Origin of the sequence: Winogradskyella sp. J14-2 (assembly GCF_001971725.1) — a bacterium.
Lineage (GTDB): Bacteria > Bacteroidota > Bacteroidia > Flavobacteriales > Flavobacteriaceae > Winogradskyella.
In genome coordinates, this window is sequence record NZ_CP019388.1 from 1,523,838 (window position 1) to 1,546,035 (window position 22,198).

General features: G+C 33.1%; 19 protein-coding genes. All 19 read right to left on the bottom strand.

Annotation, left to right across the window (positions count from 1 at the left end; all coding sequences use genetic code 11):
* Positions 1-20 precede the first annotated feature (20 nt).
* A complete protein-coding gene (locus BWZ20_RS15555) occupies positions 21-644 on the bottom strand; it encodes an acyltransferase (protein WP_042241222.1) in 624 nt (207 codons plus the stop codon).
* A gap of 2 nt (positions 645-646) precedes the next feature.
* Positions 647-1,849, bottom strand: a complete 1,203-nt coding sequence (locus BWZ20_RS07025) for a glycosyltransferase (RefSeq protein WP_076618196.1) — start codon at positions 1,847-1,849, stop codon at positions 647-649.
* Positions 1,850-1,854: 5 nt separating this feature from the next.
* Entirely contained in the window at positions 1,855-3,012 is a 1,158-nt protein-coding gene (locus BWZ20_RS07030) for a glycosyltransferase family 4 protein (RefSeq protein WP_083677172.1), read from the bottom strand.
* 1 nt (position 3,013) lies between these two features.
* Positions 3,014-4,225: a glycosyltransferase gene (locus BWZ20_RS07035; protein WP_076618200.1), complete on the bottom strand. Its 1,212-nt coding sequence runs from the start codon at positions 4,223-4,225 to the stop codon at positions 3,014-3,016.
* 27 nt (positions 4,226-4,252) lie between these two features.
* Complete coding sequence (locus BWZ20_RS07040) at positions 4,253-5,218, bottom strand: phosphoribosyltransferase family protein (protein ID WP_076618203.1); 966 nt, start codon at positions 5,216-5,218, stop codon at positions 4,253-4,255.
* An 11-nt stretch (positions 5,219-5,229) separates the two neighbouring features.
* Positions 5,230-6,702 carry an O-antigen ligase family protein gene (locus BWZ20_RS07045; protein WP_083677173.1) on the bottom strand — a complete coding sequence of 491 codons (1,473 nt, stop codon included), beginning with the start codon at positions 6,700-6,702 and terminating at the stop codon, positions 5,230-5,232.
* Positions 6,703-6,924: 222 nt separating this feature from the next.
* Positions 6,925-8,295: a lipopolysaccharide biosynthesis protein gene (locus BWZ20_RS07050; RefSeq protein ID WP_076618206.1), complete on the bottom strand. Its 1,371-nt coding sequence runs from the start codon at positions 8,293-8,295 to the stop codon at positions 6,925-6,927.
* Positions 8,296-8,297: 2 nt separating this feature from the next.
* Positions 8,298-10,622 carry a GumC family protein gene (locus BWZ20_RS07055; RefSeq protein ID WP_076618209.1) on the bottom strand — a complete coding sequence of 775 codons (2,325 nt, stop codon included), beginning with the start codon at positions 10,620-10,622 and terminating at the stop codon, positions 8,298-8,300.
* An 18-nt stretch (positions 10,623-10,640) separates the two neighbouring features.
* The gene (locus BWZ20_RS07060) at positions 10,641-11,375 is read right to left on the bottom strand and encodes a TolC family protein (RefSeq protein WP_198034976.1); all 735 of its coding nucleotides are present in this window, start codon (positions 11,373-11,375) and stop codon (positions 10,641-10,643) included.
* 216 nt (positions 11,376-11,591) lie between these two features.
* Entirely contained in the window at positions 11,592-12,779 is a 1,188-nt protein-coding gene (locus BWZ20_RS15560; RefSeq protein ID WP_076618215.1) for a sugar transferase, read from the bottom strand.
* Positions 12,780-12,819: 40 nt separating this feature from the next.
* Positions 12,820-13,206 carry a response regulator transcription factor gene (locus BWZ20_RS07070; RefSeq protein WP_076618218.1) on the bottom strand — a complete coding sequence of 129 codons (387 nt, stop codon included), beginning with the start codon at positions 13,204-13,206 and terminating at the stop codon, positions 12,820-12,822.
* A gap of 20 nt (positions 13,207-13,226) precedes the next feature.
* Positions 13,227-14,168: a UDP-glucuronic acid decarboxylase family protein gene (locus tag BWZ20_RS07075; protein WP_076618221.1), complete on the bottom strand. Its 942-nt coding sequence runs from the start codon at positions 14,166-14,168 to the stop codon at positions 13,227-13,229.
* A gap of 27 nt (positions 14,169-14,195) precedes the next feature.
* Positions 14,196-15,560 carry a UDP-glucose dehydrogenase family protein gene (locus BWZ20_RS07080; RefSeq protein WP_076618222.1) on the bottom strand — a complete coding sequence of 455 codons (1,365 nt, stop codon included), beginning with the start codon at positions 15,558-15,560 and terminating at the stop codon, positions 14,196-14,198.
* 747 nt (positions 15,561-16,307) lie between these two features.
* Positions 16,308-17,021, bottom strand: coding sequence for a LytR/AlgR family response regulator transcription factor (locus BWZ20_RS07085; protein WP_076618225.1), 714 nt, complete (start codon positions 17,019-17,021; stop codon positions 16,308-16,310).
* A gap of 9 nt (positions 17,022-17,030) precedes the next feature.
* Positions 17,031-17,348, bottom strand: a complete 318-nt coding sequence (locus BWZ20_RS07090; protein ID WP_076618228.1) for a histidine kinase — start codon at positions 17,346-17,348, stop codon at positions 17,031-17,033.
* A 4-nt stretch (positions 17,349-17,352) separates the two neighbouring features.
* On the bottom strand, positions 17,353-18,501 hold the full coding sequence (locus BWZ20_RS07095; RefSeq protein WP_076618231.1) for a sensor histidine kinase: 1,149 nt from the start codon (positions 18,499-18,501) through the stop codon (positions 17,353-17,355).
* Positions 18,501-19,598: an FIST signal transduction protein gene (locus BWZ20_RS07100; RefSeq protein WP_076618234.1), complete on the bottom strand. Its 1,098-nt coding sequence runs from the start codon at positions 19,596-19,598 to the stop codon at positions 18,501-18,503. Before BWZ20_RS07100 ends, BWZ20_RS07095 begins: the two co-directional genes overlap by 1 nt.
* Position 19,599: 1 nt before the next feature.
* Positions 19,600-21,582, bottom strand: a complete 1,983-nt coding sequence (locus tag BWZ20_RS07105; protein WP_076618236.1) for a PAS domain-containing sensor histidine kinase — start codon at positions 21,580-21,582, stop codon at positions 19,600-19,602.
* Complete coding sequence (locus BWZ20_RS07110; protein WP_076618239.1) at positions 21,579-22,121, bottom strand: heme NO-binding domain-containing protein; 543 nt, start codon at positions 22,119-22,121, stop codon at positions 21,579-21,581. Before BWZ20_RS07110 ends, BWZ20_RS07105 begins: the two co-directional genes overlap by 4 nt.
* Positions 22,122-22,198: the final 77 nt, after the last annotated feature.

Genomic DNA, 22,198 nt, shown 5'->3' on the forward strand with positions numbered 1-22,198 from the left:
TGCTTTTTAAGTTGGCTTAATTATTTGTGATTTACCTTTTCCCAAGTTTTAGTTTCAAAATTATATTGCTTTAAAACCCTTGCCGGATTACCAGCAGCAACAGCATATTGAGGAATATCTTTAGTCACAACGCTACCTGCTGCAACTATAGAATGTTTGCCAATGGTAACACCTGGAACTATCACTACGTTTGCACCAATCCAAGATTCGTTTTCTATAACAATAGGTTTTGTAGATACACCTTGCTCGTGAATTGGACTATCAATTTCAGCATAGTTATGATTTAAACCAGACAGCACTACGTTTTGCGCCAACCTTACATCATCACCAATTTTTACAGGACCAATAATGGTATTGCTTAATCCAACACGCGATCTATCACCAATAATTACATCGCCTACGCCATTGTTTACAGCTGAAAAATCCTCAATGGTAGATGCTTCGCCAAGCGTAAATTTATTCCAAGGAACAACGTCTAATCTGGTACGTTTTCTTATGCACGATTTTTTTCCTCTTTTATGAATAAATGGATTAACAAACCATTTAATCCATAATCTTGGTCGTGCTTGATCTGGAATTAAAATTGACCAATGTGCTAATTGTTTAAGTGTAGTATTCGATTTTATTTTTGCTGCTAATTCCATAATTATATGCTTTTTAAAGTTGCTTCCATTGCCATATAAATATCCTTTACACTGTTTGTCCAGGTATGTTTGTTGGCAAATTCAATGTGCTGTTTTGCTTTGGTGGCAGAGTGTTCTGTTAAAGCTTTTTCGATTAGTGTTACGTAATCGTCCTTAGTTTCCCCTAAATAGGTGAAGTCTTTAAACATCTGCATTGCTTTGGTTTTTGTTGCTACTACTGGTTTTCCCATCGCTAGATATTCATCTATTTTTCTTGGGTAATTTCCAATGGTAATTTCGTTAACGACTTGCGGATTTATAGCTACATCAAACCCTTTGATATATGACGCCAATTGATCTGCTGGTTTGTTGCCAAAAAAGTGAACATTTTGTAATTGATGCAAGCTAGATTGCTTAAAGTTTTCATCCTCTGGCCCAACTAAAACAATGTTCCAGTCTTGTCTTTGTTTTGCGATAAATGCTATCAATTCTATATCTAATCGCAATGTGGTCAATGAACCTACGTAGCCAATTACTGGTCCGCTAATGGTTTTAAATTCTTCTGGAATAGGAATATTTCCTTCGGAATCATCAAACATTGTAACATCACAACCTTGGCCAACCATTATGCTATTTTGGTTATATTTTGAAGTGTAGTCTACATAATACTCTGAGTTGTTAACCACAACATCTGCGCTTGCTATCACTTTTGGTTCTAGCTGCTCACCGTGTTTTTTCCAGTAAGGCACTTTTACCAAATTGTCTCTTACATAATACGTATATAATTCTGGTTGTAAATAGTCTTTTAAATGGAGCCCTAAAAGCATCGAACTATCATTAAATAACAGCACATCTTTAAAACCTAAACGACTTACAGCTTTTTTAATATCATCTGCAAAACGTTTTGTATTGCGTTTGTTTAAGGTATTATAAAGCTGATGATTTGGCACCCAATTAATCGACTCGATTAATGTTTTTGGATATAAGTTCCATAAGTTTTCATCTATTTTTTCAATATCAGACTGCTGTCCTTTTGAGATTTTTATACGTTTTTGAATGCTTTCTTTATGCTTTTGCTTGTATCTCGTAATTCTGTCTAAAGGTGGATTGACGTAAAGCACGCGATTATCTTTTGCAAATTCTGTTGCAATATTTTTACAATTGCTACCAATTTCGATATCCCAAGGTTGAATGCCGACAATAATTATATCTCTTCCTTTTATCATAATTCCTAAATGTTTTTGTGGTTAAATTGTTGATAGATGTTTAACACTTTTTTTGCTGCATTTTCCCAAGAAAATGATTGGTATTGCTTCAATCCTTTTTCAACCAATTCATTTTTAAAAATTTTGTTTGATTGAATTTTTTGAATTGCTTCAAAAATCGCTTTCTCATTATTTGGATCTACCAACAACGCTGCATCGCCAGCAACTTCTGGCATTGAAGATGTGTTTGAAGTAATTACAGGAACGCCACAAGCCATAGCTTCTATAATCGGTATTCCAAAACCTTCACGCAATGATGGAAATAAAAACACTTCTGAAAGGTTAAATATTACTGGTAAATCTTCATCTGAAACATATCCGGTTAATACAATTTTATCTGCTAATTCATTTTCTAAATCAAAATTTTTTAAAATGATGCTCAGTTTTGTGTTATCAAGACCTACTAAAACAAGTTTTGTGTCTTTAGATAAAGTATTGACATACCTATTAAATGCTTTTAAAACTCGTGCTGTATTTTTCCTTGGATCTGTATTTCCTATATGTAGCAAAAACTGATTTGGAAGGTTGTATTTTTTTCTAACATTATCTTTTTTAGACGCACTAATTTCAGTTGTAAAACTTGCATTTACACCATTATGAACGGTTTGTATTTTTGAATCATCCAAACCGCAAACATTAGAAATATTCTGCTTTTCAAAATTTGAAACCGTTATTATTTGGTGGCTTTTGTTTACAACAGCATCTACAATTAAACGTCTGTATAGGTTTCCTATTTTTTGGTACCACGATGCACTAGTGGTCAGTTGGCTAAGTATACTGCCTTCTTTAAAAATAACATCGTGAAGTGTTGTGATTAATGGAATTTTCGCATTTAATGGCGCTGTATTGCTTGTGCAATGCAACACATCGCAGTTATAAGATTTTACCACTTTTGGCAGTTTAACCTGTTCCCAAATAGGATACAATCCGCCTTCAATTTCAACAATTTTAAAGTTTTCAGTTTCTTCAATTGCGGTATGGTCTTCATCTGGTTTTACAAAAATGAAATACTGATTTTCTTTATCCAACACTTGCAAATTCTTAATTAACTCAAGTGCTACTCTGTCCATTCCGTGTTTATGCGGTCTAAATAATCGCTGTGCCTCTATACCAATTCTCATCATCTTAACTTTTAATTACACCGTGCGATGTGTGAATAAATTTGGTGTTTGCACCTTTTAAGTTGAACAACAAACGAAACATTCTAAAAAACGCTGAAGGCATAGAAATCATAGCTTTTAGCGTTGCCGAATTATAAAAAGATGTTGGAAGCGCTAATACAAATGCAGCTACTAAAAGTCCAAAATTGATTAACCAAAACTGACTAGAAACAAATGTTGTGATACCAAGACCGAAATCTAAAACACAATAGATAAGTGTTGAAATTGTTGTAATTCCTAAAAGCAAAATTCTTGGTGGCACAACCATTTGGAACACTTTATCAAAGAAGTTTATATTGCCTTTTAAAAGAGCTTTAAATCCTAATTTATAGTTACGTTTTAAGTATATAAATTGTGTTGCCAACCAACGTTTTCTTTGTTTAGAAAAATCTGAAGATTTTTGAACTTTTTCATCTAAAACCACTGTATCTTGAAGATACTCTATGGTGATGTTTTGTTTAGCAAATTCAAACTCTAATTCTTTATCAAAACCACCAACAGCTTTTACAGTTTTCATAATAGATTTGAATAAACTATACTCAAATCCCATACCCGACCCGATTAATCCAGACGATAAGCCCAATGCACTGTGACCTCTTCTGTAAATGTGATTGTTTATTTCTTCACTAGCTGCATCTAAAATGGCAAATGACGTATTTAGATTTTTAGCTTTTCTATGTGCTTGCACCACTTTATAACCTTTGTTAAATGCTGTATTCATTTTGGTTAAAAAATGGGGTTCCATAATGTTATCCGCATCAAGTACTATGGCATAATCATACGTTTTTGGCAAGCCATTCATTGCAGCATTTAAAGCTTTGGCTTTGGTACTGTTTTCAAAACTTACTTCAACTACTTTAAGTGGTAATTCTTTTAAATTATTTAGGGTTTCATTTTGTAATGAATCTGCAATGACAATGACATCAAAAAAGCTTGGTGGATACTGTTGGAACAAGGCTTTTTTAGCCACATCAACAATCACTGAATCTTCTTTATACGCTGGTATAAACACTGCTATTTTATTAAGTTTATCGTAAGTGACTTGTTTAAGTTTTTTATAAAAATGTCCTGCGATAGCAAACACCAAAACATACAAGCACGATATAGCGAAATAGATTACCAAAGCAACTTCTAAAGTCTGTAAAATGTAGCTAAATATTTGGTTGAGAATTTCCATTGGTTTTGACTTTAATTGGTTGAATAATTAGTTAGATTTTAGTGATAATTCTCTGCTTTTCAGCTTTTGGAATAGTGCTCTTAATTGCAATGCTGTTTCTCTTAAAAACGGAAGATATTTTCCGCTTTTGATGTTGTAAGTCAAAGATTCTGACTCATAAATCATTTTGAAGTTTTCAGTACAAAAAACAGGCTTTTTGGTTAACTTATTAATTTCAATTGCTTGTTTTAAATCACTTTCTACAAACAGATTGTATTTACTGTTTTTAAAGGTGTTTGCCTTGTGGCTTCCATGACAATTAGCTTTTTGTCTTGCTTTCATATCTGGCAAGTCCAACATCACTAATTTATCGTATTTAATACCGTGATTTTTTAACCAAGTTTCGGTTTCTGCTCTGTACTTTTCTAATCTTGAAGTCACTAAAGTCCCAATTTTACTACCAGGAATGTATAATGGTGCAGCATTCAATAAAAACGAAACATATTTTGGTCCATCATCATTCTGTTCCTTTGTTGGATCTACACAAAGCACACCATCAATATCAAAACACGCTTTATCTAAAGTTGAATGGTTAAAAATATTCCATTGAAAATAACGTGGTGTCGCAACCGTTTCTAAAGCAATATCTACCGCTTTTTCTTTTTCTGGTGATGCATAAACCACACAATATTTAAAATTGAATGTTACGTTTAAATGCTCTAAACTTTTTTTACATTCTGCCAACGCAGCACCTGAAGCAATACTATCATCTACTACCAAAATATTTTTATATTCTGAAGTTTCAAAAAATTGCTTTCTTGCACCAGCTTTATATACAAAACCTTTAATAAAAGAGTGAATATCTGTATAAGGTAAATTAAGGTAAAGCGCCAATAAATTAGCTGGTAACATGCCACTTCTTGGTACGCCAACCACCAAATCGATATCTCTCGGAATAACGTGAAGTTTCCTTAATATTGTTTCATTTAAATCGTTAATACTTCTATAATTCATCACTTAAAATTTTATGCGTTTGTTAAACTTTTCTTTTTATCTAATTGCGGTGAAATAAACATAAACACCATAGTTACGTACATAAGAATACCTGATGGCATTTGTCCAAATACACCATTTCCGTAAGATGCCATCATTATACCTGCCATGCCACAGGTAAGCGCTGTAATCTGGACTTTTAAATTATTATCTTTTATTTTGAACATCACACTTCTGGCACCAGAAATGAGAATAAAAAACAGCATAAACAAGTAATACACTAAGCCTACTGCGCCAGTATCTGCCCAAATCATCACGTACCAACTATCTGTTGCTGTATTGGCCAAAAAACTGTGTGGCGTAAAGCGTTGTCCCCAATTTCCTGTTGCACCTAGTCCGCCACCAAAAGGTCTTGAAGCCAAATAACCTTTAAGTTTTCTTTGATTAGCCAAACGTACTTGTAGCGATGCTTCGTTAGGATCAAAAGCTGTTCGCATTCTTCTAATTTCAGCATTACCTTGCCCAATAGTTGTATGCGCAAAAAACACATAAACACCAATGCCTAAAATGGCACCCAAGACAAGAACTTTAATGTTTTTTCGAAGAATTAAAAACATAAAACCACCTAGAGCAGGCACAGCAATAGCGCCTCGTGTTCCAGAGATAAGCATCCCTAAAAAACCAGCCATTGCTACGCCAATAAAAAATGCTCTAAGTTTAAAACTTGTCTTTTTGAATACTGCCAAAATGCCAAACACAACGCCTGCGTGCGCTTGTGAAGCACCATATTGTCCTGCATCTGAATAGAATGAAAACACTCTAAGCTTGCCAAAAAGCACGTGTGTTTCTGCACCACCTTGATCTAGCCAACGCTGCTCAAAAGGGTCTACACCAAAATAGAATTGCTGCAGGCCTTTTAAAGTTCCTATTACCGAAAGAATGCCCCAAATAATGAAGAAATTATCTAAATCTTTCTGTTTATTAAAGAGCATAAACAGCAACGGAATGGCCAAAAATTGATATAAAGCAACACCTCGCATTGCATAAAACCAGGCTTCTCTACTTAACACTTCTGGGTTGCCTAATTCTAAAAACACATAAGCCATCCATATGCTAACAACTAGAGTTAAGCTAGATTTTGCCTTAATCCACGGTAATTTTATTGCAAATCCTTTAAAAAATAAAGCCACATAAATAAGTACAAGAACAGCGTCTATAGTTAATCCCCAAGGTGCTACAACGTATCTAGCTGCACCTGTAACAAAAAAGCCTAAAATGATAAGTAGATAAATACCAACTTTAGGTGTTTTAAATACAGTGTAAACCAAAGCTGTTACAAACAATAAGCCCATACATAAAGTAAATCCTAAAACCTCGGTCTTTATAATAATAAGCCCTAAAACGCTTAATAACCCAACCACTGTAATTACGGTATTTAGGTTTGTAATACGCATAGAACCAGAATTAGTTTCAAAGGGATTTGTATGATTTTTTATGGTGTTCATTTTATGTTTTAAAAAAACTAGCTTACTGCTTGTTTTACACTGCAAACATAGCTTTAAGACAGAGAGAATTCTGTTAGATTTCGATGGGTGAACGTTAAGTGTAGACGAATAGAAACCTAATATTGACGAAGCCGTTTTAACGTTTATAACTTTGAGTTTTACCTATAAAAAAAGCTACAACTTTTATAGTGTAGCTTATAGCATTGCTATTAATCTCAACTTTTATAAATCAGGATATCTTCTTCTAAATTGCTTAGATTTAAACCATAAATTCTTGTAAAACAAATTGGCACTTTTGAAAATTTCGACTACAGAAACTTTAATGTTTTTATTGAGAAAATAGGCACCAACCACAATACCAACGGTTGTAAAAACCAGTGTTGATACGGCGACCATTTCAATAGAATGAAATACGTAAATTGATACCAAATCACCTATAATATTTGCCACCAACATAACAAGCACCTTTATAGCGTTTATATTAGGTTTGTTAATGCTATCAAGACCAATTCCTGTCATTCTATCGATTGGTAATAACACACCATATATGGATAGTATTTTTACAATTGAAACGATGTTTATTCCTGTAATGGTTTCATCTAAATATTGTGTTCCTGAAATGAGAATTACAAATTCTTTAGCAAAAATAAAAGTGACTAGCGACACTGCAAAAAACAAATAGGTTATGGCGCCAGAATACACATTAAAGAGTTCTTTAACCTGATGAGGTTTTCCTTCCAAACTCGCTTTTGACATTTTTGGAAATGCTGTTGCGGTAAAACTTCGCAACGGTATTTGCTGTATTTCAGTCAACTTTAAAGGAATACTAAACAAAGCTACAGCCGTACTACCAAAAGGACTAATACTTATAATTAAAATGTCTGCGTTGCGCAATAAATTTGTACCAATTAGTGTGAATGTGCTATACTTTCCAAAATTGAGCAGTGTATTTAAAGTGGCTTTATTTGCTTTTTTATATAGTAATAAACCATCCCAAGATTTTCTAATACATACCAAAGACGTTAAGGTGTTAATTACTAAAAAAACAATTGTAATTTCTAAAATTGAACGTTTTAAAACCAGTGTATTTACCACCAAAAAACTAAAAAACAACCCACTACTTAAGGCTTTAATAAAAAGGATGTTATTATATTTCATTTTAGCCTGTTGTACTACAAGCGCATTGTTTAGCGGTAAATTTAAAAACGCCAAAACAGGATACCAATTAAAAAATAACGCATAAGACGACCCATTAATCGCATTGCTAAATATTAGTTTTATTGTAATTAATAAGGTTGCTATTATCAATGTGGCAAAAACACTAATAACAACATTTGCACCAATAAATCTTTCTTTGTTTTGATCTGTAGCACCAGATAAAAATCTAACCAATCCATTGTTGGTAATACCGTAGCGTAGCATTTCTACTAATGATCCACCAGAGATAAACAGTACCCATTGTGCAAATTCTTCGGTGTCTAAACGTCTTGCCAACAGTGCAAATCCGCCAAAACCGAGTAATGCGATAACTAGGTTTCCTGACAAGGATAAAAAGTTATCTTCTCTAATTAGTCTATGTATTAGTTTTTTCATTCTTAAATATGGTTGCTAGTGAAAAACTGAAAACGGAACATATTTTTTATTCTAACTCTAGTTTTTGATCGTTGTTTAGGTAATTCACCTAAAACCGTTTCAACTTCTTTAATATCTACACCGTTGATGATGAATTTAATCTTCTCACCTACTAATCCTTTTACGTGGTCTAGAATATTATGGTCTGCTTTTGTCCATAAACGGTTAGAGCGACAAACTAGTAATGCCAAATCTGAATTTGCTATTAATTCTGATGGGTAATTAAACTCGATTAAGTTTGGTAATTCTATTAAAATATAATCTGTGTTTTGGTTGTTTTTTTCTGATACTTCAAAGCTTAATTCATCATAATTTTTAACATCTCTATAAGCTATACTTTTGTTATAAACATAGTATTCTGAAGCACTTAAACCAGCTGTTGTTTGTGATAAGAACGGATGATTATAATCTATTCTCGGATCTTGATACCCTAAAAATTTATACAACCAAGGTGATTTAGAAACACTTGTTTTAGACTTATCTTCATTTGAATGATTTAATACTAAAACTGAGTATCCAGAAGCTTTTAATCGTTTAGCAATATTTGCGGTAATCACACTTTTACCTTCGTTACTTTTGGTACTAAAAACCGTAATAATTTTTGGTGTTTTGGTATTATTTTGCGCCTTAAAATTTTGATGAAAATTTTGCATCACAAAATCCATTAATCGGTCTTGCATTTTTACCAAATCTAAATGAGGTTTTGCTCTAAAAAGCTTTGGCAACATACCAATTGATGGGATTTGTAATTTTTCTGAAGCCTTTTGCTCATTTTTTAAGGTATCATCAAAAAATTCCATAAACAAAATGGTAGCCAGTATTATAATTCCGGTGATAAAAACTATGGCTATAATAATGATTTTTCGTTTTGACGGCATTGGCTTTAACGGATAAAAAGGCGGATCTACAGCAGTTAAATTACTAGACAATTGTGCATCTTGAAACTTTAGTTTTGCCAAATTAAGTCCATGTAAAATCTCTAAATATTCTTGTTCTGCCACATTAATTTCGCGTTCTATACGCTTAAGGTTGGCACCAGCTGGTGCGTAGGTAGCAAATTGTTTTTCAATAGCTTTGTTTTGTTGATTCATCACAGAAAGTTTTGCTTTTAAATCTTCACTTTCTACTGTTTTGTCTACCCAATCTGGCAAAACTTTTTTAATAGGAACACCATCGGTTGAGTTTTGAAAAGTGTACAACTCATCTACATTAGTTTTAATTTCCTTTTGAAGTGCTTTTGCCTGCTTTTTAAGGTTTTCTAAATGTTGTTTTGATGTTTCGTTATTACTAGATTTTGCAGCATACATTCCTATTTTATAGTTAAGTTCGCCCAATTCTTTTTTGCTATCTACAATGGCATTATTTTTTTGTTGAATTAACTCTTGTATTGCCAACTTTTGTTCTAATCGCTGCGCAGAAGCCTCAGACCCTGCCAATTGCGCCATTCCTTTTTTGTAGGCCACATCCATATCTTCTTTAACAATAGCAACTGCTTTACTCTGTTCGTAATAGTTAATGATATTGTTATCTTGATTAAATTTTAGTAGCTTTTGCTCTATCGCTTTCAGCTTTTTTTCAGATTCTGAAAGTTGTGCTTCAAAATATTTTACCACGGTATCAGACCCATTTTCCTTTAAATCTTTATATTTTTTTGTACAAACATCAATGTATATTTTTAGGGTTTGTTGGCAAATACCAGGATCGTCAATTTCGTAGCTTAATTTTACCAAATCACTAGAAGAAATACGCTCAACCTTTACTTTAGAAATGGCTTCGAGCGAATAATGTGGATCATCAAAACTCAACAACGAATACACAAAATTAGAGTTGTCGCTGTTCATCAACTCGGTTAAGTATAAGACGGTTGTCTCGTAATCTAAATTTCCGTTTTCATCTAGGTTTTTATTAGTTGCCAAATAGCTTTTTAAATCTTCTGGAAGTATTTCCATCAATGCCTCATAAGATTCATCTGAAATAAATTTATGATTTGGTTTTCTTAGGGATAAATGCTGACTTAACAACCGTATAGCCACTTCTTCTTGCGTATCTCTAGATTTTATAACATTAATCAAGTTATCAAACGCATTGTTGGCTGCCAGATAATTAAATGTTTTGTCCATTTCTATAGACGAACCTGAAGCAATACCAGTGTACAACATTGTTTCTGAGTAGTAACTTCGTTTTGGATTAATGGTAAGCAATACGGCCAGCAACCCAAAAATTAAGGGTACAACTGTTAGAATAGTCTTGTGCTTTAGAATAAGTTTTATAAAATCAATTGGTTTCATCTTGCTGTGTTTAAGACATTAGTTGATTTGAATACCTGTATAGTTTTCTAGAAGTTTTTTAGCGAGAAGTAAGTTAGATTTCGCCTTTTCAAACTCAGTAGCAACACCAGCTGTGATGTCAGAAATTCTGATATACTCATAAATTTCTATTTGTCCGTTGGTAAACTCTTTTTTTGCCATTTCCATATTGACTTTAGCATCGCTAAGATTAATGGCCTGAATTTCTAATAATTGCTCTTTAAGAATTAAATCCTCGTAAAAGCGTATAACAGTTTCTCTAATCTCATACTCTTGGAATTTTACCAAATTTTCGGCTTGAGAAATTTCTGTTTTAGCTTGTTTGATTTCAGATTTTCTATTGAAAATATCAAATACAGGTATCTTAAGATATAACCCAACACCATAGTTAGTCTGTGTTGTAGCACTTGCCAACGTTACAACATCATTACCGCTAACGTTATTAGAGAAATTATTAAAATTACCATATCTGGTATCTGCCTGTATCCCAAAATTTCTGGTCCAGTTACGACGTTTAGATTTTAGGTTGGCCTTTTTTACTTCAATTTCATCTTTTCTATACCCTAACATGCCGTTATTTGCTAATGCAGAATCTATTAATACTTCGAGCTCTGGTATTAACAATTTAAACGATTCTGTTTGATTTGCATCTACGATAGAATCTTGAGCGAAAGCTAATTTGGCAGTCAACAAGAAAGTTAAAAGCACCTTAGATATCTTAAAAATCTGTTTCATAATTTTAAACATTTGTCTTTGTTAGACCAGTTGTAATTTGATACAAACTTACGTTACCGATAGGGCGAATTCTGTTATATTTCGATGGATGAACGGTAAGTATAGATGAGCAGGTAAGATGTTATGACTAAGTTATTTTAGACGTATTTAAATAAAAAAGCTACCATTTCAACACCATGAAATAGTAGCTATATAACAATAGTCAAATTAATAAAACTATACTGTACTTTTCTGAAATAATGCAGGTATGGTGCTAAGCAAAATTTTTATATCAAACCAAAATGAGTAGTTGTTACCTGTAAAATAATCAGCATATTTATTATCTAATGCTATTCGTTCCTCTTCAGACATATTGCCACCTTTCCCTCTAAGTTCTACTTGCCAAATTCCTGTAATTCCAGCAGGTGCTAAAAAGCGTTTAGACAGTTGGTCTTTGGTTAAGCACTCTGCCTCATAAACTGGCAATGGTCTATTACCTACTAAAGACATATCACCTTTTATGACGTTAATTAACTGCGGCAACTCATCTATACTTGTATTTCTTATAACCTTACCAATTTTTGTAATTCTTGGATCGTCTACAATTTTGATGAAACTAGATTTTTTGTTCTGAGCCACTTCTTTGCGATAATTATACATATAGTCGCAAACTTTCTCATTTTCAGCATATTTTAACGGTGAGCAATAATAACCTTCTGGCAATTTTGCACATTCAGGACACGGTTGGTCTTCTTTTAAATCTTCATTTTCAGTTAAAGTGTTGCTATACTGATTTTTTTTGGCGGCTAACTCTTTTAATAATTTATCTGAGCCTTCTTTCATAGAACGCAGCTTATAAAAATCAAAGGTTTTTCTACCAACACGTTTTGCAGTGTAGTAAACTTTCCCTTTAGATTCTAATCGAATAGCCAGAATAGTTACTAACAAAAATGGCGATAATACAATAAGTATTGATGAGGCTACTACAACATCAAAGATGCGTTTTGATAACGGAATTTTGTAAGATACTTTAGCGTTTATTTTGCCGTTCTCAACTTTAGTTTCAGAATTTTGTTTTGCTAAAACCTGGCATCTTTCAGTAATTTGTTTTTTAGACGTTGTTGTAAGTACAAAAAAGTCGTTTACACCAGCCTGAAATGCTTTTTTAAATACCGTTTGATTGTATTCCTTTACTAAAAGAATGAATGGAATTTTTGCGAGGTTTTCTTCTTTTAGCTTATTGTAGAAAAACAAGCCGTTGTTTCCGGTTAATTCGTAATCTGAAACTACAACATCTATTTTTGTGCTAGATTTAAGTATCTTGATAGCTTCTAACCCATTTCGTTTTACGATAACAGCTGTCTTTTTTTCTTCTTTTAACTGATTGATTAATTCTAAATCGTTTCCTACGTAAAGTACTTTCATAACTTGATGGTTTTGATTTTTTTTGAATGATTACAATTAATTACCAAGCACTTGCATAATGAATTGGATATAGATTTTTCTTTACAACCTCATCCAATTCTTCTGGGTTAAATGGTTTTGTTAGATAATCTTGGGCACCTAATTGGTAACATTTTACACGTTCTTTACTTTCGGCTTTACCAGAAAGCATTACAACTGGCGTATGTTTAGTGTAACCCCTTAATCTAAATTGTTTTAAAAACTCAAAGCCGTCCATATCTTCCATTTGAATATCGCTTATGACTAAATCTGGTAAATTTGCGTCTAACCAATTCAGAGCTTCTTTGGCTGAATATACTGAAACCACTTCGTAGTTATTTCCTAAAAAGAATTCTAAAAGCGTTGTCATTGTGAGCTCGTCATCAATAACTAATATTTTTTTCTTCATAATAATTTGATTGAAATTGATTATTTGATAAGTGCTTTGAAAAATGAAATGGTTTGTTCAAGACCGTCGTCTAGGTTTACTTTTGGTTCCCAATCCAATGCTTGTTTTGCCAAAGAAATATCTGGTTTTCTCATCATTGGGTCGTCAGACGGTAAGTCTTTATAAATTATTTTAGATTTTGAATTTGTAAGCTTAATTACCTTTTCTGCCAATTCAATAATCTTAAACTCCACAGGATTACCAATGTTTACAGGATTAGTAAATGATGCATCGGTATTCATTGTTCTTATCATACCTTCTACAAGATCATCAACAAATTGAAAGCTTCTAGTTTGATTACCTTTACCATAAACCGTAATGTCTTCGTTTTTTAAAGCCTGCACGATAAAATTAGACACTACTCTACCATCGTTTGGATGCATTCTTGGGCCGTAAGTATTAAAGATTCTAACAATTTTGGTCTCTACATTATTCTGGCTGTTGTAATCTCTAAACAAGGTTTCTGCTGCGCGTTTACCTTCGTCGTAGCACGAACGCTCACCAACAGGATTTACATTTCCCCAATAGGATTCTGGTTGAGGGTGCACTAAAGGATTACCGTAAACTTCGCTCGTTGACGCTTGTAAAATCTTAGCATTAACACGCTTTGCTAATCCCAACATATTTATGGCGCCCATAACCGATGTTTTTATGGTTTTAATTGGGTTGTATTGATAATGCACTGGCGAAGCTGGACAAGCCAAGTTATAAATTTCATCTACTTCTATTAAGTAAGGGTTAATAACATCATGACGAATAAGCTCAAAATACGGGTTAGACATTAAATGAAGAATGTTCTGTTTTTGTCCTGTAAAAAAGTTGTCTAAACAATAGACTTCGTGTCCTTCTGAAAGTAATCTTTCACAAAGGTGAGAACCTACAAATCCTGCGCCACCTGTAACTAATATTCTTTTTTTGACCATAATATTTGGGATTTATGAACTAGTGGATTAACCCACTAGTTCTAAACTTTTATTTGTTTCTTTTTTTGTTTGAACTGTTTTAACACCAATACAAGAATATTGGTAACCAAGATTGTGCATCTCTTCTTTATCGTAGATGTTTCTTCCATCAAAAACAACCGCTTCGTTTAACAGGTGTTTCATTATTTTAAAGTTAGGAATCTTAAACTCTGACCATTCTGTTAGTACTGCCAAACAATCTGCACCAATTAAAGCTTCGTATTGTTCTTCACAATAATTTATTGTATCACCAAAATGATGTTTTGCCTCTTCTGCTGCAACAGGGTCGTATGCATTTACAGTTGCACCAGCCGCAAGTAATTCCTTTATGATTTGTAATGATGGTGCTTCACGCATATCATCGGTTTGTGGTTTAAAGGATAATCCCCAAACTGCAATGGTTTTCCCTCTTAAATCACCTTTAAAATGTGAATTTATTTTATTGAACAACACTAACTTCTGAGATTTATTTACAGCCTCAACCGCTTTAAGCACTTGTAGTTCGTATTTGTTTTCGCTTGCTGTTCTAATTAGAGCTTGTACATCTTTAGGAAAGCAAGATCCGCCGTAACCAATACCTGGATAAATAAATTTTGTACCGATACGAGAATCTGAACCAATACCTTTTCTAACATTATTAATATCCGCACCAACAACTTCACATAAGTTTGCAATATCATTGATGAAACTAATTTTAGTTGCCAACATTGCGTTTGCAGCATACTTTGTCATTTCAGCAGAAACGATATCCATAAAAATTATGGGATGACCATTTAATGTAAATGGCTTGTAAAGTTTGTTAAGTAATTTTTCTGCTCTTTCACTTTCTGTACCAACTACAATGCGGTCTGGTTTCATAAAATCGTCAATTGCAGCACCTTCTTTTAAAAATTCTGGGTTTGAAGCTACATCAAACGGAATGTCTGTCTTACGTTTATCCAACTCTTCTTGAACTGCATTTTTCACTTTTATTGAGGTACCAACTGGTACTGTACTTTTTGTTACGATTAGTTTATAATCGTTCATAGTTCTACCACACTCGCGTGCTACAGCCAATACGTGTTTTAAATCTGCACTACCATCTTCATCTGGTGGTGTACCTACACTTATAAATACCACTTCAGAATCTGATATAGAATCTGCTAAACTGGTTGAAAAGCTCAATCGGTTTTTTTCCATATTACGCGTAATCATTTTTTCTAATCCTGGTTCGTAAATGGGAATGATGCCATTGTTTAAGTTGTCTATTTTCTTTTTGTCAACATCAACACATACAACGTCGATACCTACTTCCGAAAAACAAGCGCCTGTAACTAAGCCTACATAGCCACTTCCTACAATTGTTATTTTCATAATTAATGGTTTTTAGTTTTTAAATTCTGGGGCAAACTTAGTTGCGATGGCACTGTTAGTTCAATAAATTTCGATGGGTAAACAGTAAGTGTAGACCAATGGACAATAACAATTGGTGTTTTGTTTTACAGTAAAACAGATTGGATTTAGGCAGCTGTTTTAACGTACAAAGTGAGTATTTAGTTTTCTGAAGTTGTTTGCTTTAAGCTCAAATCTAAAAAAAGGAGATTGCTTTTAAGACATAGATTACTTATAAAAAACAAAAGGCAAAAACTAAGGTTTTTGCCTTTCTGACTGCGTTATTAATTAGGGTTAAATAATAATCGATTATGAAGTATTAAAACACTACTTACTACTGTGCGTTTGTGCTGTTAATCATTTTTTTGAAAGACAAAGGCTTTCGCCTTTGCCTTTTCAAACCATCAATCCAAAAACCATAAAAACTTATGATCCTCTCACAAAAGTAGTATTAAAGGATACTGTAAGCCTCTACTTTTTGTTGAATGGACTTAATCTACATATAGAATGCAATTATGTGTCGACGAACGGTAACTGAGTTGTATTTTTTAATCAAATAAAAAAGGCAGAACGCTCTTTGCGTCTGCCTTTAATTGCTATTAATTCAATATTTAAACCTACCTTTTTGAATATGGTACAAATATAGAGTAGGTACTTGAGTAAAGGCACTATAATTCGCTAGTTATCCTTATTGAAACGTTGAATAGCGATTTAGTGTCGGTGAGTTGTTTATAACAGGTTTAATCGCTTCATTAATTCTGGACGGTTAGAGCGACTTACCGGAACAACATCCTTTTTAATTAACACGCTATTGTCTTCTATATCGATGATTTTATCGACATTAATAATATAAGAACGGTGAATTTTTAAGAATAGACTATCTGGTAATTTATCTTCAATCTTTTTTAAAGTAGAATGAACGGTATAATTCTTATTTTCTGTTTTAATTTGAATATAATCTCCTTTAGCTTCTACCAAGTAAATGCTCGGAATGTCTATTTTAATAAGGCGTCTATCTATATTGACGTAAAGATCATTACCTGAGGTGGTTTCTACCTCATCTGAAGTTTTTGGTTTTGCCTCGATTGGCTGTGTAGTGCTTTCAGCCTTTTGTATAGCTTTAGCAAAGCGTTCTGGTGTGATGGGTTTTACCAAATAATCTACAATACAATCGTACTCAAAAGCCTGTATAGCAAAATTGGCATCTGATGTAGTTAATATTATTTTTGGAGGATTCTTGATGGTTTCAATAAAATCGAAACCTGTAAAATCTGGCATATGAATATCTAGTAAAATTAAATCTACTTCATTTTGGTTGAGATATTTTATGGCCTGGATGGCGTTTGGAAATTCTGCGAGAACGTTAAGGTTAGTTACATTGGAACAAAGTTGGGATATAATTGCTCTTGCTGTTGCTTCATCATCAATAATTATACAATTCATACAGTAGGATTATAAGGTCTTTAAAAAATCAGTTATGTTTTGTAAAATTGCTTCAAATTCAATTTTACCCTCTGTACTGTGCGCCATGAGGTTATTCTCATAATTAACAGCCATAGCATAACTATTCTCAAGGCCTAAAATACTAATTTTATGTTTAAGCTTGTGTACATTTTCGGCAGTTTGTTTGTAGTTATTGGCTTCTAAATTTTTAAAATATATTGCCTTTTCTTGAGGAAATTCGGTTTTGATGATATGTATTATTTTTTTTTCAAAGTCTTTATTTCCACCAGACATGTTGTAGATGTAATTAAGATTAGGTTGTTCCATCTGGTTATTTTTTTATAGTAAAAAAGAATGTTGTGCCCTCACTGACTTTAGAAGTTAACCAAATATTTCCGCCATATATATCTACGATTTTCTTTGCTATAGATAAACCTATTCCGGTAGATTCTAGATTATTTTCAAGTTTCTCAAAGGTGTTAAAAATTTTATCAAAATACTTTTTTTCTATGCCTTTGCCGTTGTCTTTAACATAAAACTGCCAAAAGTGGTTTTTCTCCTGGACACCTATTTCAATGATCCCTTTTTCCTTGTCGTTATAGTTTAAGGCATTGGTAATTAAATTCTGAAACAACTGTTGCAGCCTGTATTTATCGCCTCTAATAACCGGCAGATTTCTTTTTATAATTGAAAAATGACTTGGTACATGTAGGCTTTCTGAAATATCGTCTATAAGCTTGTTGGTATCTACATCATAAACTTCAACTTTGTTTTTACCAATCGTAGAATATTCTAATATACCATTTATTAGTGCATCCATTTTATCTACACTACTGCGAATTAATCCTAGACTTTCCTTTCCTTTATCATCTAACTTAGCGTCGTAATCTTCTTTTAACCACGTTGCTAAGGAATCTATACTACGCAAAGGCGATTTTAAATCGTGAGATACCATGTGTGCATAGTCACTTAACTCTTTGTTTTGCACCTCTAAATTATTAAGCAGTTGTTCTTGCTCTTTAAATGCTTTACATGCTTTGAGGTTGATTGTAAATTTACTTATTACCGGTTCTAGTTGCAATACATCTTTTTTGGTAAGATTATCTTTTTTTGAATATAAAAACAAATAGCCTCCATCTTGTAAATTAAATATTGCGGTTATACCTCCATCTATAGCAATTGGCGCCATGGTTGAAATCTCATTACCAGAACTAACTATTTGTGCAAAATCTATATGATCTAGTAGCGCTGATTTGGCTTCATCTTTTTCTACTTCAATTTCTTTACCCAGCGGAATAGCATAAGTAGACTTTAGCACATTGTCTCTAGACTCTAAAATCCAAGCTGCATTGAGGTTTTTTCGCTTTAGTACAAGTTTAAGAAAAAGGTCACAACTTTCTTTATAATCTAAAGACTTTCCTATAGCCATAGCGTACTCATAAAGTTGCAATATGTCTAATATGTGGTCTTCTATTTTCATTATTCAAACAATCCTACAACTATGGTTTTATTATAAAACTCTAAAAAGCCTTCGCCATAAGATGAAATTTCGCCTAATGTTAATGCACCTCCAATAGATACATTATTAAAACTCTCTTCTAAAGTACCAGTTACTGCCGACAACTCTTTATCAAAATTTTTGTCTAGAAATAAAATCCTCGAGATGCAGTCTATAAGAATAGCTTTTCTTGGGGCTGATGCTTGCTTAATGCTCTCTTGAGTTGCTGACTTAGCTGCCTGTATTAATGATTCTTCATTTCCGTTTAGAATATCGACAACCGTATTATCCTCTAACTCGCCAACACAAACTATTTCTCCTTTTTCATTTACCATTAATGGGTCTCTAACGATACACTCGGCACTTTCTTTTAGAATTCCAAAAGGATAGCCCTTAGCGATTTCAAAGAAATTATCTTCTGTAAAGATTTTACCAGAGTGTTCTTCTACAGTTTCCTTATAGACTTCAAAAGGATTTTTCCAGTTTATCTCTTTTATAATATTACCTTCAGCTCTTGTAACAATAAAGGGGCCAGCCACCTTACTCCAGCCGTGTTTTACACCAATACTAGATGACATTTTCATTATGCCAAAAACGGCTGCATCTTTAAAAACACCTTCGTTATTAAACACACATGGCTGCTGTTTTAACGACAGGCTCCCTGCGCCTCCACCAAAGTAAGTAGTTTGCATTCCGTAATTTTCGTAAAGCTTACTTAAGTAATGCGAAATATTGGATGTTAAACCATCTACATAAGTAAAAAGGCTATAGTTTTGGTCTTTTTCAAAATTAACTTTAGGTATGGTATAGCTTTTAGAACTTATGTTGTTTATTAAGAACATAGAATCTAACTTATTTAGTGTATTAACTACAATACCTTTATCTAAAATAGAATTACCATGAATAACTTTTGGAAACAACCCACCCATAAACTTTAGTCCCGCATCATTAAGTTGACCAATTATATCTTTTATATCAATTTCCGTCTGCTCTCCAATAGTAATTAAAGCAGCATTTTTACCTACGTGATTAGAAATTGCATTTACAATTTCAGAAGTTTTTGTTGTTGTTATTAGCATACTATTTTGTTAATGTAAAATGAAATGTGGTGCCTACACCTGGTGTGCTCTCCAACCATATTTTACCATCGTGGAGATCAACTATTTTTTTTACTATAGAAAGACCTACGCCTGTTGAGTCTTTACTTTTATTTAGTGAGTGAAATATTTTAAAAATTTTATTGTGAAACTTTTCTTCAATACCAATACCATTATCTGAGATTGAAAATTGATAGTGGTATGGTAATTCCTTTAGTTTTATATCTATTTTTCCCTTTGGCTTATCAATAAATTTAACAGCGTTACTAATAAGGTTTTGAAACAATTGCTGAAGCTTGGTTTTTTCGCCAGTAAGGACAGGTAACTTATCATGAATTTTAACCTCTATATGCTCTGGAATATATAATATTTTTAATAGGTCTTTAACCATAGTATCTGTATTTACTGGTTTGCTTTGACCTTTCTCTGACCTAATACTGGAGTATTCTAAAACATCTGAAATTAGTTGCTCCATCTTCTCTAGCGTCGTTTCTATAAGATTTAAATTTTGTAAACTTGCATCGTCGAGCTTATTCTCATTGTCTTCTTTAATCCATTGTACCAAAGCATCAATACTGCGTAATGGCGACTTTAAATCGTGAGACACTATGTGCGCGTATTCTTGCAACTCGTCATTACTTTTTTCGAGTTTATGGAGTAGGTTTTCTTTTTGTAACTCAAGACTTTTCAGGTCTGTAATATCTAAATGGATACCTATTGAGCCAACGACCTTTCCGTTAATATCGTAATTTGGGGCACCACTGATTAGCCAATATCTTGTTTCGCCATTTTTTATTTTTACTTTAATCTCGTAGGAATTTGATTCGCCTTTTAAACGTTTTTTACTCTCGTTTTTAATCTTTTGAACTTCCTTGTCTGTTGTAAAGATTTTTCTTCCTTGCTTGCCAATGAGTTCTTTTTCGGTATAACCAGAAATTTCTGCAAAACTCTGATTAATCATGAGTATACGATCGTTGTTGTCCACTTCCATTAATCCCAAATTCATATTGGCAATAATGTTTCTGTACTTTTCGCGCTCTACCTCAATACTGTGTCGGTATTTTCTGCTTAATGTAACATCTCTATATCTCCATAAATGGCCTTTGTATGTTGCATCACTAAAGACGGGAATATAATCGCGTTCAAGGATGTTTCCATTTAGCATTTTTAACTCATCACCGATAACCAATTCCTTTTTTTCTACAATATCGTTGATTCTTTTTACAAAACCTTCTGAATTAGAAAACATATCTTTACTTTGCTGGGCGGAGTTGGTACAGTCTTCACCTACCAATTGACTGGGCTTTAGAGGTATGTTAAATAAGTCACAAAATTTGTTATTTGTAAGTATTATTTTTCTGTTCTCATCTTCGAGCAAAACTCCAGAGTCTAAATTACGTATTAGTGTAGAAAGTCTATTTTTTGATTCAATTAGCTGCTCTTCTGCTTGTTTATCTTTGGTAATATCTCTAACAATACCTTGTGCTGCTATAGGCTTGTTGTCTGGTCCTAATATAATGCTGGCATTGATTTGAACCAGTTTTTGTTCGCCAAATTTAGTATTAATCTTTACTTGAAAGTTGGTAACAGCACCTTCGGACATTAAAAGGTCAAAGGCTTCCATTACGTTGTCTATCTCAGTTTGGTCTGCTAAAGTTACAAGGTTAAAGTCTTCCTCTTTTTTATCGTACCCTAAGAGATGTACTGCTGCATCATTCATCTTTAGAACATTACCCCATAAATCCATAACTACATATGCATCGATGATATTTTCAAAAACACCCTTTAGCTCTAATGTGCGTTCTTTAACTAGTTTTTCGAGCTTAGTATTAGATGTTTTTAATTTTTGGGTAAGATTATAGAGTTCCGTAGATTTTTCTTCGAGAATTTTTTCAGCTGCTTTTCTAGAAGCCCTTTCGCGTGCTAAAGCTCTTTTTAGAATGTCTATCTCATCGTGTTGGTTCATAGTGTCTTTTTAATAAAAAAACGTACTTCTGTACCAGCTTTATTTAGTTTTTTAAAATTAATTTCTACCGGTGTTTTGAAAAGCTTAAATGTTTCTTGCATAAGACCCATGCCTAACATATACAAAGCTTTATCTGATTTGTAAACCAAAGTCATCTCATTTGCTGTTCTGTCTTCTAATTGAAAGGTTGGCAATTGTGCATCTGGATAAATTTTTTGTACTTCTACATGGATATGACTTTCTATAGAAGCCAGTAAACTCATAGGATCCTCGTAGTGCTCTACGAGATTTGGGTGCGATCGCACAAGCGCCTTAAACAAATGCTCTGAGTAAACTAGTAATAAATCGTCTTTTGAAATATCCGTGTGTTTACTTAAGTGTGTAAGCAGTTGAAGCATTTCTGAAAACTCATAAGTTCCTACTGATGTATAGATGCCACCAGATGGCAGTTGGGACTGGGTTATGATTTTATCTACCATAGCTAATCCAAACTTTTCTTCTACTAGTTCTAAAAACTCGGTAAATATTAGTCCTTTCATGTGTTATGTGTATTGCTTTTTTTTAATGGTTATGTAGAACCATTGTTAATAAAAACAATTGTTTTAGCGTCGGTAAA

Coding starts and splice junctions, on each gene's coding strand:
- BWZ20_RS07030 (WP_083677172.1), bottom strand. CDS start 3,012: ATGATGAGAATTGGTATAGAGGCACAGCGATTATTTAGACCGCATAAA.
- BWZ20_RS07085 (WP_076618225.1), bottom strand. CDS start 17,021: ATGAATTGTATAATTATTGATGATGAAGCAACAGCAAGAGCAATTATA.
- BWZ20_RS07050 (WP_076618206.1), bottom strand. CDS start 8,295: ATGAAAAAACTAATACATAGACTAATTAGAGAAGATAACTTTTTATCC.
- BWZ20_RS15560 (WP_076618215.1), bottom strand. CDS start 12,779: ATGAAAGTACTTTACGTAGGAAACGATTTAGAATTAATCAATCAGTTA.
- BWZ20_RS07040 (WP_076618203.1), bottom strand. CDS start 5,218: ATGAATTATAGAAGTATTAACGATTTAAATGAAACAATATTAAGGAAA.
- BWZ20_RS07060 (WP_198034976.1), bottom strand. CDS start 11,375: ATGAAACAGATTTTTAAGATATCTAAGGTGCTTTTAACTTTCTTGTTG.
- BWZ20_RS07095 (WP_076618231.1), bottom strand. CDS start 18,501: ATGAAAATAGAAGACCACATATTAGACATATTGCAACTTTATGAGTAC.
- BWZ20_RS07055 (WP_076618209.1), bottom strand. CDS start 10,622: ATGAAACCAATTGATTTTATAAAACTTATTCTAAAGCACAAGACTATT.
- BWZ20_RS07025 (WP_076618196.1), bottom strand. CDS start 1,849: ATGATAAAAGGAAGAGATATAATTATTGTCGGCATTCAACCTTGGGAT.
- BWZ20_RS07070 (WP_076618218.1), bottom strand. CDS start 13,206: ATGAAGAAAAAAATATTAGTTATTGATGACGAGCTCACAATGACAACG.
- BWZ20_RS07075 (WP_076618221.1), bottom strand. CDS start 14,168: ATGGTCAAAAAAAGAATATTAGTTACAGGTGGCGCAGGATTTGTAGGT.
- BWZ20_RS15555 (WP_042241222.1), bottom strand. CDS start 644: ATGGAATTAGCAGCAAAAATAAAATCGAATACTACACTTAAACAATTA.
- BWZ20_RS07100 (WP_076618234.1), bottom strand. CDS start 19,598: ATGCTAATAACAACAACAAAAACTTCTGAAATTGTAAATGCAATTTCT.
- BWZ20_RS07105 (WP_076618236.1), bottom strand. CDS start 21,582: ATGAACCAACACGATGAGATAGACATTCTAAAAAGAGCTTTAGCACGC.
- BWZ20_RS07090 (WP_076618228.1), bottom strand. CDS start 17,348: ATGGAACAACCTAATCTTAATTACATCTACAACATGTCTGGTGGAAAT.
- BWZ20_RS07080 (WP_076618222.1), bottom strand. CDS start 15,560: ATGAAAATAACAATTGTAGGAAGTGGCTATGTAGGCTTAGTTACAGGC.
- BWZ20_RS07045 (WP_083677173.1), bottom strand. CDS start 6,702: ATGAACACCATAAAAAATCATACAAATCCCTTTGAAACTAATTCTGGT.
- BWZ20_RS07035 (WP_076618200.1), bottom strand. CDS start 4,225: ATGGAAATTCTCAACCAAATATTTAGCTACATTTTACAGACTTTAGAA.
- BWZ20_RS07110 (WP_076618239.1), bottom strand. CDS start 22,121: ATGAAAGGACTAATATTTACCGAGTTTTTAGAACTAGTAGAAGAAAAG.